Source organism: Agarivorans aestuarii (assembly GCF_019670125.1).
GTDB lineage: Bacteria > Pseudomonadota > Gammaproteobacteria > Enterobacterales > Celerinatantimonadaceae > Agarivorans > Agarivorans aestuarii.
Genome location: NZ_AP023033.1, coordinates 2,220,242 through 2,236,219 on the forward strand (window position 1 = coordinate 2,220,242; position 15,978 = coordinate 2,236,219).

Below are 15,978 nucleotides of genomic sequence, written 5' to 3' on the forward strand. Positions count from 1 at the left end.
CCAATAAGGTTAGTTAAGCTTTTCTCGTCCAAGTGTGGAACTTCTCAAGATAGGATAGGATTTTCTCGGGAGCGTGATTACGCTTCCATTCACCTGCTACATATTTGTTTGCTTCCATCATGGTTGGGTAGGCATGTATGGTTCCTAAGATTTTATTTAAACCTAAGCCATGTTTCATTGCTAAGGTGAACTCTGCTAATAATTCTCCAGCATGCTCACCAACAATGGTTGCACCAAGTATTTTGTCTTTTCCTGGTACGGTAAGCACTTTAATGAAGCCTTTAGTTGCACCTTCAGCAATTGCGCGGTCTAGTTCTTCTAGCTCAAACTTAGTCACTTCGTAACCAATATCCTGTTGCTTAGCTTCTTGCTCATTTAAACCTACACGAGCAACCTCGGGATAGGTGTAGGTTGCGGCTGGAATTACCGAGTAATCGGCTTTAAATTTTTTGAATCGACCAAACAGCGCGTTTACAGCGGCATACCAAGCTTGATGAGCTGCAAAGTGGGTAAATTGATAAGGCCCAGCCACATCGCCAACAGCATAAATATTGGGGAAATTGGTTTGCAAATGTTCATTTACAGCAATCGTGCCGCGCTCTGAGTTTTCAATACCAAGCTCTTCTAATCCAAAGCCCTTAGTATTTGCAACGCGGCCTAATGCGAGTATCACTTTATCAAAAATAACTTCTTTTTCTTGCTCGCCTTTAATCAGTTTTACACTTTGCTGGCCGTTTTGATTATGAAAGCTAACCGCTTTCCAACCCAATAATAGATTGATACCTTCATTGGTAAACTGTTCTTCTAACAACTTACTCACCTCTAGGTCTTCTCGGATTAATAAGTGGTCGGCCATTTCTATTTGGGTCACTTCGGCACCTAATCGAGCAAAACTTTGGGTTAATTCACAACCAATTGGACCACCACCTAACACGAGCAGCTTTTCTGGGAGTTGTTTTAGCTGCCAAAGCGTATCAGAGGTTAAATATTCGACCTCTTGTAAACCGGGGATGCCGGGTACAAGTGGCCGAGCACCAGTAGCAACTACAATGTTTTGGGTAGTCACTGATTTACCGTCTATTTCGACTTCCCAAGGGCTAATGATTTTTGCGGTGCCTTGAACGCAGTTAACCCCTAATTTGGTATAGCGCTCTACCGAGTCATGTGGTTCAACTTGTTGAATAACATCGTGTACTCGTTGCATTACCTTGGCAAAATTTGCTTGTGCATCGACTTTCTCATAACCAAATTTTTCTGCATTACTCGCTTCATAGGCAAACTTTGCGCTGCGTATTAACGCTTTAGAGGGGACACATCCAGTATTTAAACAGTCGCCGCCCATTAGGTGCTTTTCAACTAAGGTGACTTTTGCTTTAACAGCCGCAGCGATGTATGAACTCACTAAGCCACCAGCACCCGCTCCAATAACTAACATGTTGTTATCAAATGAACTTGGCTTTTGGTAGGGGGCGTAGACTTTGCGTTGCTTAATGCCATTTAAGATTGCCTTGCTAATGTAAGGAAGAATACCCAATAGGGTGAAGGCAATAAGAAGAGACGGTGACAATATTCCCGATAAGCTATCTAACTTTGCTAACTCGGTGCCTGCGTTCACATACACTACGGTTGCGGGGAACATGCCTATTTGGCTTACCCAATAAAAGGTTTTAAGAGGCAGTTTGGTTAATGCCATTACAAGGTTGATTAAAAAGAATGGAAAGACTGGTATTAGCCTTAAACTTAAAAGATAAAAAGCACCTTCTTTTTCTATACCTTTGTTAATGCTCTTTAGTTTGTCGGCATAGCGCTGTTCTAAGCTGTCTCTAACTAAGTAGCGAGCTACTATAAACGCTAAACTCGCGCCGATAGTACTGGCAAAAGAAACCATTATTACGCCGTTCACTACACCAAATAATGCGCCGGCCAGCAAAGTAAGAAGGGCGGCGCCTGGTATCGAAAATGCGGTTACAAAAACATACAAAAAGAAATAAGCAACAATAGACACCAAGAAGTGATTTTCTACAGTGCTTTGTAAATCAGCTTGGCTTTGTTTAATGGTTTCGAAGTTAAGCCATTGGCCTAAGTCGAACCACAGGATAAGACCGACAATAACAGCGAGCACTGCTACAACAATCAGTTTATTTGGTTTCATATTTTGTTCTCTAAACAGTAGTGACAGTTTATAGACCGATAAGCTTATGATTCTATTTCACAATTTTTACGTTGTTAGTATAGGCTAATATGAAATCACTGATTAGCTTAGGCTTATTTAAATCTAACAAAGGTAAGTCTGTATTAAGCTTATCAGGGCTAGCCACAGCGATGACGTGCTTGTCATTTGGGAACAGCAAAGGCTTACCAAGATCGCTTCGATGAATTTCTATTTTTGCCACTTCGCTATGTCGATAGCCTTCAACGACCACTAAATCGCATAGTTGCCAGTTTATCCAAGACAACTGTTCGTTTAAGTCGTCATGTTGCTGCTGAAGACTAAAGTGGTAACGTTTATGAGGGCATGAAAGTATCACCTGTTCTGCGCCAGCCTCTGCAAACTTATGGCTGTCTTTACCCGGTTTATCCAGCTCTATTGCGTGATGGCTATGTTTTATAACCGCAACACTTAAACCCCGTGCCTTTAGCAAAGGAATAAGTTGGCTTAGTAAGGTGGTTTTTCCGCTGCCGCTATAGCCAGCCAAGGCGATGATTGGTTTTGGCCAGTTTCTAGTCATTTTATCTCCAAGTTAGTTATTTTTTACCAATTTAACAAAGCCTAAGCAGATAAGTGGTTTTAAACTTACAAAAAAACATTAAACTGAGCGCTTAAAGGATTTTCTAAGGATTTGTGCATTTGTTTTTTCGCTTGTGGCCGATGTTGCTTGTTTTGTTTACCACTTCGGTAGCAGCGATAGATTTTGATTACCAAGGCATTTCTGGTGAGTCAAAAGATAATGTAAAGGTCTACCTAGAAGCGCAAACCTTTCCTGATAACAGCAGTGCCCGCCGTATAATCAGCGCCAGTAGTGAACAAACCAAACGCGCGCTGCGTGCCCTAGGCTATTACCAAAGTGAAATTACCATAACAGAAACCGCTGAGAAAAAGTTCCTGGTAGATGTAGAGCTAGGTGAGCGGCTGCGGGTAAACAAGTTTGAACTGGATTTTGTTGGCGCAGCAACTAAAGACAGTCGTTATACTGGCGCTATAGCTCGCAGTGGCTTAGCAGAAGGACAAGTTTTTACCCATGCCGCCTACGACGGCCTTAAATCAGAATTCGACCGCTTAGCTTCTCGTTATGGCTACTTCGATGCGGTTTACCATAAAGCAGAAGTTCAGATCAGTATTGTAAATAATACCGCCGACATCTATTTGAGTTATGACTCTGGTGAGCGTTATCGTTTTGGCGACATCGTGTTTACAAATCCAGAATTACCCAGAACCATGTTTGCTAATTTGGCTGAGTTTAATAAGCAAGATCGTTACGATTCACAAAAGGTAGGCGAGTTTAACCAACGACTGGGTGAAACGGACTACTTCCAAGTGATTTCTGTACGACCGGATATTGGTAACCGACATGACGGTGAAATTGATTTACTGGTTGGTTTGCAATTAAAGCCGCGTGATACCTTTGAGGTGGGTGGCGGTATCACTACCGATATTGGCCCTAGAGTTAGGTTAAAATGGACCCGACCGTGGGTGAACGAAAACGGCCATAGTATTACTTTTGAGATTGAAGCCGCAGAGCCAAAGCAAAGCGCTCAGTTTGTTTACCGGATCCCCATAGATAATCCAGTAGACGATTACGTGGATATTCAAACCGGTTATATTCGAGAAAAAACCAATGACACTGAAAGTGAAAAGACTATTTTGTCTACCACTCGTCAATGGCGTTTAGATAACGAATGGAAGCCTTCTTTGTTTTTAAAGTGGCAACACGAAGAATACCGCCAGGCTGATCAGTATTCGGTATCTGATTTGGTGTTACCCGGTGCTAACTTCGCTCGTTTGCGTACTCGTGGTGGTCTAGACCCATACTGGGGAGATAACTTACAAGCTAGCTTAGAAGTGGGTCATCCTTATTGGGGTTCAGATGTAGAAATGTTGCGCTTAGCGGGTTTGGGTAAATGGTTACGTTCTTATCAAAATCATCGCATTTTACTTAGGGCCGATCTTGGTGGCATTCTAGTTGATGATATTACCGACGTACCTGCATCTATGCGTTTCTTTGCCGGTGGTGACCAAAGTATTCGTGGATATGATTATAAAACCATTGGCCCAAAAAACGACGACGGCCAATTGATTGGTGGTAAATATCTCACTGTGGGCAGTGTCGAGTATAACTATCAATTTGCTGAAAAGTGGCGCTGGGCTACCTTCGTAGATGCCGGTACCGCAACTAATGATTTTTCTGAGCCTGTTTCTGTTGGTGTTGGTATGGGTATTCGTTGGCTAACGCTAATTGGTCCATTACGTTTAGATGTTGCGAAGGGCTTGCAAAATGAGTCTGATCCGTGGCGTATTCACTTTTCTCTAGGGCCTGATTTATGATTTTTCGGGCTGTTAAATACACGCTAATTTCTTTAAGCGCTTTACTATTTTGTTTGATACTTGCGTTCTCGTATACGCCAAGTACCCAATGGATATTAACTAAGGTTAGTGATTTAGTTGATGGTCTAAGCATCATTGAGCCCGATGGTAATCTGTATAAGGGCATAAAGGCGCAACAGCTGAGCTGGCAGCAAGCTGGCTTGTTGGTTGAGTTAAATGATTTAGAGCTTGCTTTAAACTGGGTGTGTATTAGTCAAACGAAACTCTGTGTCGAAAAACTGGTCAGCTCAACGCTTACTGTTGAGGTAGATACTCAAGCTATGGCCCAAGCCTCAACAAGCGAGCCAGAACCTCTTGAGCAAGAAGAAGACACCGGCCCTTGGCAGCCTCCATTTCCATTTGTGGTTAATCTACTCAATGTGAGTAACGCTTCTATCATCATTGATGGGATAGATATTTCATGGAAAGAAGTAGTTATTCAAGCCCATTGGGCAGAAGACAATATTCGAGTAGAGCAGTTGCATTTAAACAACTGGCAAGTTGCGCTACCAGCAGGTAGTGAGCAAGAAGAGCAAGCCAAGACAAGCAGCGAAGAATCCAAGCCACTATTACCACTGCTCATCGAAGTACCACAGATCACCATGCCATATCGGGTAGATATTGGCGATCTTCAATTAAGTGAAGGTAAGTTAAAGCTTGATACTCAAGAGCTAGAATTTCCTGTAGCTAAATTAAATGGGGTCTTGGGTTTTGTAGAACTAGAGTTAGCGAATCTATACGTAGAAAGCCCATGGGGAAATCTGCAACTTAGTGGTAAGCAGGCATTTCAAAACCGGTATGCGTCTCTGCTAGAAGGTGCTTGGGATATGCCGCTGGCTGACCAACAATTGCGCACTAACTTTCGTTTAAACGGCGATGGCGACGAGCTAAATGCCGAAATTACCACATCCGGATTGATTGAAAGCCAATTAGATAGCCAAATTGCTTGGCTACAAACAAACCTGCCTTTTGAATTAAGATCTGACCTAAACAAAGCATTTACCTTGGTTGATGAACAGCTCACGTTGACCAGTCTAAGTCTTAACACCAGTGGTGACCTAACTGGTTATCAATTACAACTGCAAAGTGACTTAGCCGGTGTTCAAGATCTTTGGTTAAACGCACAACTACAAGGTGACTTGAACGAGCTACAAGCATTTGACATTCAAGGTGAATTACTTGAAAAACTAGTCATAGATGAAAGCAGCGAAGATCAATTGCTCGATCAGAATAAGCTAAATGGTACTGAATTTGATGAGTCAACTCGTAACGTGGTTGGCGGATTTCAATTTAGCGGCGTTGCTGCTTGGGCGCCTACCTTAAGTGCCCAACTGCTTGCAAATATAGATAATTTGCAGCTTAGTCATTGGCTAGATCTCGGCGAAGATATGGCCCTGCCGGACTTAGATGGCAAACTTGTTGCTAGCATCGAAGACCAAGTGTGGTCGCTAGAAAACGCGGATATTACAGGTGAGTGGTTAAAGCTTCCTTTAAGTATTCAGGCATCAGCAAGTGGAGACTTAGCAAAACAAACTAATCAAGTTGATGCATTAATCGCTCTAGCAAATACTCAAATTGATAGCAGTGTGCAGTTAAACGAACAAACCATTTCAGTAAATGCCAATTTAACAGCAACTCAATTAGCAGAGTTACCTTGGTTAGAAAGTGGGGCAGTAACAGCGCAAGTTAAAGTAACTGGCGAGCTCAACCAGCCCGCGGTCAATTGGCAAATTAAAGCCGAGCAGATTGCAAACAAGCAAATAGCACTTGATGAGGTAACCAGTAAAGGAAACCTGAGCTTAGACGAAAGCTTTTCTGGTCAGCTTGATCTTGCTCTAGCTAATCTTAAAGTCGCTGGTGAAACTATAAACGAAGCAACGCTTAAGTATGTGAGTAAGAATCAAAATCAATCGCTGAATCTAGCGGTTGAACAGTCTACTCGTAATCTACATTTGGATTTAACCGGTGGAGGCACCTTTTCTTCTTGGCAAGGTCAGTTATTAAAGGCTGATTTAACTGCAGAATTGGGCACTTGGTACTTATCAAATCCTATCGATCTTGCTTATCAAGATTCGGTAGCAAGTGTTGGGGAGCACTGCTGGTCTCGCGATGACAGTGAGTTGTGTTTGTTGTCGCCATTTTCTACTAATGGCAATAGTAAGCTGGACTTGCGGGTAAAAGACTTTGATTTTCTGGTATTAAATCACCTTCTGCCAGAAGGAACCGAGTTGCAGGGGCAAGCATCTGCAGAAGTTAACGCGAAGTTTAGTCAATGGGTTCCAGAAACAGCAAAAATAAACTTACATCTAAATCCGGGTTCAGTTATACAAAAAACCGAACTCAATGAAGTAACCTTAACTTATCAAGTATTAACCCTAGACGCTGATCTAGAAGGCGAGACATTGCAGTGGCAAGCCTTATTTGAGTCAGAAGAGTTAGGTGCCTTACGCTCATCGGGAGTAACTTCGATTGATAAAGAAGGACAAATAGACGGCAAGTTAGATATCGACAATATTCGTCTCTCACCTTTGCTTCCATTTGTAACGGTTCTCGATAACCTTGAAGGTCGAATAGACGGTGAAGTTGTGGTTAAAGGGCAGGTAATTTCACCTAAGTTAGATGGAGAAATTAATCTAATAGAAGGATATGTATCTGGTCCCGATGTCCCCTTGAGTATTGAACAACTAGAAACGCAAATCTTGCTAGACAACCAGCAAGCCAATATCGCTGGTAAATTTAATAGTGAGGGAAGAACAGCTCAATGGCAGGGCGAATTTGCGTGGCCCAATAATAACTTAGAGGGCGAGTTAGATATTAATGCCAAGTTACTTCCAATTATTGTTGATCCTTACGCTACCTTAGCTGTTTCGCCAGATATTAAAATTAAGTTAATCGACGACCTTATCGACATTGGCGGCACGGTCGCAGTCGAAGAGGGCGCGATTAAAGTTAAATCTTTGCCAGAGTCAGCAGTCTCAGAATCTTCGGATGCGATTGTAATTGAAGAGCAAAGCGAAGCTGTTGCTTCTCAACGTACAAAAATAGATATAACAGTGACCTTAGCCGAGGAGATTACCCTAGAGGCCTTAGGCTTGAATACTAACTTAAAAGGTCATTTAAACTTAAAACAACAACCTAGCGAGCCCTTGCTAGCAGATGGACGCATTGAGTTAGTCGATGGCCGCTTTAGAGCTTACGGGCAAAACCTACTTATTGAGAAAGGTTGGATCATGTTTACTGGTCCTTTAGAGCAACCTTATCTTGATATTCAAGCTGTACGTAATCCAGATACGATTTCAGACGATGTCACCGTTGGGGTGCAAGTTGTTGGTTTAGCCGATGCGCCGCAGGTTAGTTTGTTTTCCGAGCCATCAATGTCGCAAAATGAAATGTTATCTTACCTACTACGGGGGCGGGCATTAAGTGATAGCGAGCAAGATGACAATGCCTTGTCTTCAATGTTACTTAGTGCCGGTCTCGGCAGAGCAGAAGGGCTAGTGGGTAATGTAGGTAATACACTCGGCTTAAATGATTTGTCACTAAGTACTGCTGGTTCTGGCAGCTCCACTCAAGTAGAAGTGAGTGCCTATGTATTACCTGGGGTTCAAGTAAGATATGGCATGGGAGTTTTTGACCCGGTTAATGAACTCACCATTAAATATGAGATCTTGCCCAAATTGTTTATTGAGGCATTCTCTGGCTTAAATAGCGCACTAGATGTTTATTACGAGTTTTACCTAGAATAAACCAGGTGTTTGGTTTGCAATGTATAGATAAGGATCATTATGAATAAACAAATCATAGCAAGAGCTATAGTTGTTGCTGTCATCGTTGGTTCGATCTTAAACCTAATAAACCAATGGGATATTGTTAACGGTGCGAGCCCTAAGTGGGGCGCGATATTATTCACCTACTGTGTTCCGTTTTTAGTATCTTATTTTAGTGGTGCGATGGCTAACGGCAATAAGTCAGCTAGCAATAGCAATGATGAGTTAATCGAACGGCTTAACCAAGAGGTACTAAGTCTAGAATCAACATTAGAACCACTCGCTCCATTACCTTCAAGCACTAAACAAAGCCTGCTTAGCATTAAATCGCTGTTAAAAACTAACGCTTAATTGTCTATAAATAGCCCACTAAGTTTGATTGTTGTTTAACATCTCACTAATTCCACTCGTTACAAAATTACGTTTTAGTGTTTAGTTATATATGTTGCTTATGAGCTATGTCGCATATGATGGATATCGTAAATAAGGTTAACTATAAAATAATAGCCTGGGTAAACTTGTTGAACCAAAATTGTTTCCGAAAAATATAAGATGATTTCGGAGATCAAATGAGCACAATTAACCTAACGGTTAAGGAAAAAGTAGCCTACGGTTTGGGCGACATGGGATGTAATTTTGTTTGGCAAACGGTGATGCTGTTCTTAGCTTACTATTACACCGACGTATATGGCCTATCCCCGGTACACATGGGTACCATGTTTTTGTTAGTTCGTTTTATCGATGCGATAACCGACCCAATAATGGGCTCGTTAGTAGACAGAACACGGACTAAGCATGGTCAATTTAGACCTTATATTTTATGGATGGCCATTCCGTTTGGTATCGCCTGTATGGTGACATTCTATACTCCCGATTTAGGTTCTACTGGCAAGGTAATTTATGCTTATGCTTCATACATTCTGCTAACACTAATGTATACCGCCATAAACGTACCTTATTGTGCGATGGCAAATGCCATGACCAATGATCCTAAACAACGTGTGTCCTTGCAATCTTATCGTTTTGCTTTAAGCACCGCAGGCGGTTTAGTGGTAGCTCTGGTAGCTCTTCCTTTGGTTCAATACATCGGACAAGGTGATGAACAAAAAGGTTATCTTGGTGCGATGGTTGTGATGGGTATTGGCGCAATGTTGTTGTTCTTTTATTGTTTCGCAAATACCAAAGAGCACCATACTGCTGAGCTGAGCCCAAGCAAAAAAGGTTCTACCTTTAGTGATGTGAAGTTACTGTGGAAAAACACCCAGTGGCGGGTATTGTTTATCCTAAATATTGTTTTGCTCACTGGTGTTGTTTTAAAAGCAGCTTCGACCATGTATTACGTAAACACAGTGATGGGGCGCGCCGATCTAGCCACTATGATGATGGTGGCAGGAATGCTGGCTAATATTGTTGGTGCAATGGCGTCTTCGCCAGTTCTTGGCCGTTTTGACAAGATTAAAACCTATAAAGTGCTGATTGGCATTTCTGGAATACTCTCAGCTGCAATGTTTTTTATTGATCCTAGCAATGTGATTTTAGTGTTTGTTGTAATGATAGTGCTAAGCGTTGTGCAAATGAGCACTACGCCTTTGTTATGGAGCATGATGAGCGACGTGGTTGATTATGAACAATCACGCAGCGGTCGTTCGTTAAGTGGCATGGTGTTTTCTACCAACTTGTTTGCAATTAAAGCTGGCATCGCGATTGGTGGCGCCATGGTGGGGTGGATTTTAGCTGGTGCAGGTTATGTTGGTGGTGCAGAACTCCAATCAACCCAGGCAACTACGTGGATTAACCTATTGTACACCTTTATCCCAGGTGTGTTCTTCTTCTCTTTGGTATTTGTAATGCATTTCTATCGCTTAGATGCGAATACTTTAGAGCTGGCAAAACAACAAAGTCCAGAGCAAGCTAACAAGTTAGCTGCCGATGCAGTGTAAGCCAAATAGCATTTAATAAAAAAGCCGACATCATCGATGTTGGCTTTTTTGTATTAGGCTTTAGCTTTACTGCTAGTACAAAAGGCTGAAGTACTTTCTGCGGTACTGAGATGATAAAGGGTCGCCATTTAGTGTGGCTAACATGTCTAAGAAGTTCTTTTTAATCTGGCCGTCTAGGCACTCTAAGTCTTTTTGAAGTATCGCTAGCAGCAGTTCAAGAGCTTCTTGATTACGACCTGCTTGAGAATACTGAATAGCTAAGCTTAAGCGCAGCTCAGCGCTATCTTCAGCTGTGTTCAGTTTGCTTTCAAGTGCTTTAATCTCAGGGCTTTCGGCTGCTGCTTTTAGAAGTTCCAGCTGGCTTTTTAACTCATGAAAATCGGCTTGTTGGTCCTCAAGTGGTAAGCCGTTTAACAGTGTTTCGGCCTCGTCTGCGATTTGGTTATTAAGCAAGGCTCTAATCAATACCAAGATAATGTCGTTACGTTGAGGGGCTAGATTATGAGCTTCACGTATCACGTTTAATGCTTCTACCGATTGGTCTTCTGCTAGTAGCTCTTTAGCTTTTGCTAACAGTTGCTCCTCAGGTGCAGGTAAATGACGAACAATGGTTTCTGTAACTTGCTCCGGAGAAGGAATGTCGGCAAAACCATCAACTGGGCGACCTTCTTTTAGGATTACTACAGCTGGGGCTTGAGCAACACCAAGTTGCTGAGCAAGCGGCGCTAACTCATCCATATTAACCCGAGCTAAAGTAAAGCTTCCGCCAGTTTGTTGATGGATTTGTTGTAGTAAAGAAAACAGTGGCTCGCACTGAGGGCTAGAAGGCGACCAAAAATGCACCACTACTGGCAGGTTCATTGAACCTTCAATTAACACTTGTTGGGCGTTCTCAAAACTAATATCGATAACAGACGTTGTGGGCTGCATAGCGTTTTCCGTTGGTTGTTTAGCCTTAATTTGGTGACTAAAAGCATGTTTTTCAAGTAAGAATGCTAGATTAGCAAATTAGCGATAAAAATGGATAGCTTAAAGCGGTACTATGGACATTCCTATTGTTAGTGAAACAGGATGTTATGGATACACTGTCGTTAGCTGATCTTACGATCTTATTAGTAGAACCTTCAAATATGCAACGCAACATCATTCGTACGCGATTGCATGAAGCGGGTATTGATAATTTTTTAATGGCAGAGAACTGTCAACTGGCCCTGGACCTCGCAATTAAAACTGCACCAGATTTGGTGGTTAGCTCTATGTATTTCAGCGACGGTACTGCTACCGATTTAGTGCAACAGTTACGAGCTAATGATTTAAGCCGTGATGTGGCCTTTATGCTGATTTCTAGTGAAGCCTGTCACCACACCTTAGACGCTATTAAGCAAGCGGGTGTTATTGCTATTTTGCCTAAGCCTTTCGAATTCACACACTTATTGTCTGCGCTGCAAGCAACCATTAGTTATATAGAGCCAGATAGTGAAGTTATCGATAACTTAGATTTTTCTGATAAAACGGTACTGGTTGTAGATGACAGCCAAACGGCTCGCCGTCATATTTCAAAAGTATTAGAAAACATAGGGTTAACTAAACTGATTTTGGCAGAAAATGGTCAGGAAGCTTTATCGTTGATGGTAAACAACCAAGTAGATTTGGTGATTACCGATTACAACATGCCGATAATGGATGGGGCGGCATTAATTGAAGCGTTGCGCCAACATCCAACCTTTTGTGAGATCCCAGCTCTAATGGTGACGTCTGAAAATAATTGCGCCAAGCTTGATGGTGTAAGGCAAAGCGGCGTATCAGCTTTAGTCGACAAGCCGTTTGATATAGACGCGGTTAAACAGGTGCTAACCCGGCTGTTTGATTAGCACCGCTGTTGCTTAATCGAAAATTTGATCACCCATTTGATCAATAAACGTTTTACATTTGTGCATGGCTAGTTCGGCGGCGTCGTCAGAGCTAGCGCATGTATCAGAGCGGATAAACATGTGCTCTTTCAATTCACCATTTACAGTTTTACTGATTTGAGCCGCCACACGGTATTGCCCATTTGCAGATTGTGGCTGAGGGGCAATGGTGAACTCATTGTAAACTTCCGCTGGATAGCTTTTGGGGGTAACTGGCGCAGCTTGGAACATTTTCTTTAAAGCTGAAAAGATACTCATCTTAATGATTTTCCTAAATTTAAGCTAAAACATGTACTACAGCTTTAAGATTGGCGAGCTGCATACTGTATGATGCATGATAACGAGCAATTCAACATAATCGCAATGGATTTACTGTGAACTTAGAGACTATTTTTTCTCAATTTAACCAAATGAGTGCCGCTATTACTTTTTCCTTACTTTTTTTGCTAATTGTAAGCCTGTTAGTAAATAGCATAAAAGGTAGAGCTTTTTCCAAAAAGAGCGATGAGTTTACGCTGTTAAAACAACAGCTAGAAACTGAATTACTAGAGCAAAACCAAGCTAATCAACAATTACAGCAGCAAGGCCACGACAAAGACATCTCACTAGCCGAGTTGCATACCGAACTGCAGCACCTGCGAGAGCTTAAACAAGACTTAGATAGCTGCCAGCAATTGTTACAACGAGAACAGCAACGCTGTGCTTTACTGCAACAAAAAGACATTGCGCTACAAGAACGAATCAGCTATTTAGAAAAAAGCGAAGAGCGAGTCAACAACCAGTTTGAGCTGTTAGCTAATCGAATATTTTCAGAGAAAGGCCTAGAACTACAACAACAAAGTAAACAGAGTATTGAGTCGGTACTACAGCCTTTAAAGCAGCAACTGGATGGTTTTAAGCAGCAGGTTCAACAAAGCTACGAAAACGAAGCCAAGCAGCGCCATTCTTTAAAAGACCAAATTGTTACTTTGCAATCGCTTAATCAGCAGATTAGTGAAGATGCAGTGCGCTTAACTAAAGCGTTAAAAGGCGATAATAAACAACAAGGTGACTGGGGAGAGCTGATATTAGAGCAAATTTTGCAATCTTCAGGTCTTAGAGCAGGGCACGAGTATCAAACTCAGGTAGTAGGGGTTAACCAACATGGTCAAACCATTAAACCCGATGTTGTAGTGAAACTGCCGGACAATAAGTCAGTTATTGTTGACTCAAAAGTAAACCTTGTTGCTTATGAGCGTTATTACAACAGCGAAGATAGTGAAGCTCAGCAAGCTGCGTTAAAAGAGCATGCTAAAAGCTTACGCCAGCAAATTATTGGTTTATCCAAAAAGGATTACCATACCTTGTATCAACTACCATCCTTAGATTATGTATTGCTATTCATCCCAATTGAAGGCGCTTACCTTAGCGCTTTAGAGCAAGATCCTTCGCTAATTAACTTTGCGCTAGAGTCCAATATATTACTGGTGAGCCCAAGTAGTTTGATGGTGGCGCTTAGAACAATTCAGAACTTATGGAAAACTGAGCACCAACAACAAAATGCCCAAGTGATCGCACAACGGGCAGGCAAGTTATTCGATAAGTTTGTTGCGTTCACGGAAGATTTAAAAAGTCATGGTCAACAACTGCAACGTTCAAACGATAGCTATCAGAATGCCATGAATAAACTCAGCACTGGTAAAGGAAACTTGGTAAGGCAAGCCCAGCAACTAAAAGACTTGCAGGTAAACGCTAGCAAGTCTTTAGATGCGAAATTACTGACAGATAGCCAGTATGAGGAATAAGCCTATTGGCTAATTATTACCATGGAAGATTGAGCAGCTAGTGATAGTGCCAATTTTCCATCTGAATCAGCAACCAACTCTTCGCTGCTATCAAATACTTTGTAAGGAACCTTGTCTTGTAGGTGGGCTAGGTTTAAGTCTAGCTCTTGAGACTCTCCTCGGTTAATCACCACAATACTATGTTGCTCTGGAAGCCAACGCATAAACACCCATACGTCGTCATTCTCAAGCAGGCTTATAAGGTCACCTTGCTGTAACTCACTACGCTGTTTGCGCAGCGAAATTAGTTGCTGGTAATGCTTGAGCAAAGCTTGTTTCCATTGCTTCTCATCCCAAGGGAAGCAACGGCGACAGTCTGGATCATTAGCGCCAGTTAAGCCTACTTCATCACCGTAGTAGATTGACGGTACACCGATATATGTGAGCAGCATGGTAGCTGCAATTTTTGCAAGTTCTTCACTTTCGTTCACTAAGTGAGAAAAACGCGGCGTGTCATGGCTATCTAAAAGGTTGTATTGCGCTAACTGATTGGCGAAGGGGATAGAACCGCGCGCTTCGGCCAGCCAGGTGGCTAAATCAGCTGCGTTAAGTTTAAGAGGTACGTAGCGCGGAACATCAACACCCGCCAAGAATGCAACTATGGGTTGGTTAAAACCGTAGTAGTTCATGGCTGCGTCTTCCTGGTCACCTTGCAGCCACTGTGTTGCCTCTGCAAAGTGTTCTCCTATCATGTAGGCTTCGCTGTTTGTTTGCTTGATAGACTCTCTAAACTTAGCCACATAATGGGCATTGTTTTGTGCGCTATTATGTTCACCAAGCATGTGAATGACATCGAAGCGCCAAGCGTCGATAGAGAAGGGCGGCTTTAACCAGTGTTTTAGTACTGATTGCTCGCCTTCATAGATAGCTTGTTGTACCTCTACATTGGCAAAGTTTAACTTGGGTAAGGTTTCAACGCCTTTCCATGACCAATAGTTGCCGCTTTCATCAAAGTGATACCAATCTTTAAACAGTGAATCTTGGTTATGGTAGGCGCCGCCTTGATGCTGCTGATAGTAATCCATCCAGTGATGTTGATTAGACGTATGGTTAACTACCGCATCTAGCATTAGCTTCATACCACGGCCTTTCATATTTTCTGATAGGCTTATTAAAGCCTTGTCTCCACCAAAGTGGGGTTCAACCTTAAAGTAATTGGTACAGTCGTACTTATGGTTACTTGGAGAACAAAAAATGGGATTAAGGTAGAGAGCTGTTATTCCCAGCTCTTGCAGGTAATCTAGCTTCTGTTCAATACCAATTAAATCGCCGCCATAAAACTCTGTAGCGCCGGTACCAGAATGAGATTTAGCGACCGGCTCTCCCCATTGTTTTTGAACAACTTTTCTACCATCTTCTTGGTAACTATAATTGTCTTTGTTTGGCGTCAAACTTGGGTTGCCATTAGCAAAGCGTTCCGGGAATATCTGATAAAAAACTTGCTGCTTCGCCCACTCTGGTGGCTTAGCTTGGCTGTTAATTCTAAAGTGAAAATGTTTTTGTGGTAGACGAGAGGATTCACCTGCTGCATGTAAATAGCATTGGTTGTCTTTGCTTAAAAACTTAAAGCAATAAAGTGTTAGCGAAGAGTGCGGGCTAACAGGAATGTTGATCTGCCACTTAAGCCAATTACCTTCAATGCTCGGCTTAGTCATTTCCATTAACCATTCTTCGTGGTCTGGTTCTACTCGCACAAACACTTTGTGGTAGTTGTGATTAATGGCGGTGTAGAGAGTAATTAAATAGCTGTCTTGCTGCTGTATAACCTGACTTTGTGGATGAAAGCGAAAATCAGTCATGTATTTACCTTTTTGTTTTTTGCTAAGTATCCTAGCAGCAGGGCAAGCATTCAAGTATGAATATTGAATTTCACATTATTTGATTTAGCCTTTGCTTTTTTAACTTTATCTCCAGTTTTAAAGAGCAAAAACGCTTCAGTTGTTTAATAATAGTTTG

General features: G+C 42.0%; 11 protein-coding genes. 6 read left to right on the forward strand and 5 right to left on the reverse strand.

The annotated features are described in order from the left end of the window. Positions 1-13: 13 nt before the first annotated feature. A complete protein-coding gene (locus K5609_RS10355; RefSeq protein ID WP_221077080.1) occupies positions 14-2,152 on the reverse strand; it encodes an FAD-dependent oxidoreductase in 2,139 nt (712 codons plus the stop codon). A 52-nt stretch (positions 2,153-2,204) separates the two neighbouring features. Beyond that, a complete protein-coding gene (gene mobB, locus K5609_RS10360; RefSeq protein ID WP_221077081.1) occupies positions 2,205-2,729 on the reverse strand; it encodes a molybdopterin-guanine dinucleotide biosynthesis protein B in 525 nt (174 codons plus the stop codon). Between the two features lie 119 nt (positions 2,730-2,848). Between mobB and K5609_RS10365 the strand changes: the two genes are divergently transcribed. From K5609_RS10365 to K5609_RS10380, 4 genes are all read left to right on the forward strand, one after another. Next, positions 2,849-4,543 carry an autotransporter assembly complex protein TamA gene (locus K5609_RS10365; protein ID WP_221077082.1) on the forward strand — a complete coding sequence of 565 codons (1,695 nt, stop codon included), beginning with the start codon at positions 2,849-2,851 and terminating at the stop codon, positions 4,541-4,543. Continuing rightward, on the forward strand, positions 4,540-8,328 hold the full coding sequence (gene tamB, locus K5609_RS10370; protein WP_221077083.1) for an autotransporter assembly complex protein TamB: 3,789 nt from the start codon (positions 4,540-4,542) through the stop codon (positions 8,326-8,328). Before K5609_RS10365 ends, tamB begins: the two co-directional genes overlap by 4 nt. A 39-nt stretch (positions 8,329-8,367) precedes the next feature. Continuing rightward, positions 8,368-8,700, forward strand: a complete 333-nt coding sequence (gene nrtS, locus K5609_RS10375) for a nitrate/nitrite transporter NrtS (protein WP_152785006.1) — start codon at positions 8,368-8,370, stop codon at positions 8,698-8,700. Between the two features lie 218 nt (positions 8,701-8,918). Next, positions 8,919-10,289: a glycoside-pentoside-hexuronide (GPH):cation symporter gene (locus K5609_RS10380; RefSeq protein ID WP_221077084.1), complete on the forward strand. Its 1,371-nt coding sequence runs from the start codon at positions 8,919-8,921 to the stop codon at positions 10,287-10,289. A 72-nt stretch (positions 10,290-10,361) separates the two neighbouring features. On the opposite strand, the gene K5609_RS10385 is transcribed toward K5609_RS10380, so the two are convergent. After that, on the reverse strand, positions 10,362-11,219 hold the full coding sequence (locus tag K5609_RS10385; protein WP_221077085.1) for a tetratricopeptide repeat protein: 858 nt from the start codon (positions 11,217-11,219) through the stop codon (positions 10,362-10,364). 146 nt (positions 11,220-11,365) lie between these two features. On the opposite strand from K5609_RS10385, the gene K5609_RS10390 reads away from it, so the two are divergent. Continuing rightward, positions 11,366-12,160, forward strand: coding sequence for a response regulator (locus K5609_RS10390; RefSeq protein WP_221077086.1), 795 nt, complete (start codon positions 11,366-11,368; stop codon positions 12,158-12,160). A 12-nt stretch (positions 12,161-12,172) separates the two neighbouring features. Here K5609_RS10390 and K5609_RS10395 read toward each other — a convergent pair whose 3' ends face one another. Continuing rightward, positions 12,173-12,457, reverse strand: a complete 285-nt coding sequence (locus K5609_RS10395; protein WP_016403255.1) for an HlyU family transcriptional regulator — start codon at positions 12,455-12,457, stop codon at positions 12,173-12,175. 116 nt (positions 12,458-12,573) lie between these two features. Here K5609_RS10395 and K5609_RS10400 point away from each other — a divergent pair, with 116 nt between their 5' ends. After that, positions 12,574-13,983: a DNA recombination protein RmuC gene (locus tag K5609_RS10400; RefSeq protein ID WP_221077087.1), complete on the forward strand. Its 1,410-nt coding sequence runs from the start codon at positions 12,574-12,576 to the stop codon at positions 13,981-13,983. A 2-nt stretch (positions 13,984-13,985) separates the two neighbouring features. Here K5609_RS10400 and malZ read toward each other — a convergent pair whose 3' ends face one another. Further along, on the reverse strand, positions 13,986-15,821 hold the full coding sequence (malZ, locus tag K5609_RS10405; protein ID WP_221077088.1) for a maltodextrin glucosidase: 1,836 nt from the start codon (positions 15,819-15,821) through the stop codon (positions 13,986-13,988). Positions 15,822-15,978: the final 157 nt, after the last annotated feature.

What these genes read in the sequence shown, in the direction of transcription:
- K5609_RS10355 (WP_221077080.1), bottom strand. Translation starts at nt 2,152, where the DNA reads ATGAAACCAAATAAACTGATTGTTGTAGCAGTGCTCGCTGTTATTGTC.
- mobB (WP_221077081.1), bottom strand. Translation starts at nt 2,729, where the DNA reads ATGACTAGAAACTGGCCAAAACCAATCATCGCCTTGGCTGGCTATAGC.
- tamB (WP_221077083.1), top strand. Translation starts at nt 4,540, where the DNA reads ATGATTTTTCGGGCTGTTAAATACACGCTAATTTCTTTAAGCGCTTTA.
- nrtS (WP_152785006.1), top strand. Translation starts at nt 8,368, where the DNA reads ATGAATAAACAAATCATAGCAAGAGCTATAGTTGTTGCTGTCATCGTT.
- K5609_RS10380 (WP_221077084.1), top strand. Translation starts at nt 8,919, where the DNA reads ATGAGCACAATTAACCTAACGGTTAAGGAAAAAGTAGCCTACGGTTTG.
- K5609_RS10385 (WP_221077085.1), bottom strand. Translation starts at nt 11,219, where the DNA reads ATGCAGCCCACAACGTCTGTTATCGATATTAGTTTTGAGAACGCCCAA.
- K5609_RS10390 (WP_221077086.1), top strand. Translation starts at nt 11,366, where the DNA reads ATGGATACACTGTCGTTAGCTGATCTTACGATCTTATTAGTAGAACCT.
- K5609_RS10395 (WP_016403255.1), bottom strand. Translation starts at nt 12,457, where the DNA reads ATGAGTATCTTTTCAGCTTTAAAGAAAATGTTCCAAGCTGCGCCAGTT.
- malZ (WP_221077088.1), bottom strand. Translation starts at nt 15,821, where the DNA reads ATGACTGATTTTCGCTTTCATCCACAAAGTCAGGTTATACAGCAGCAA.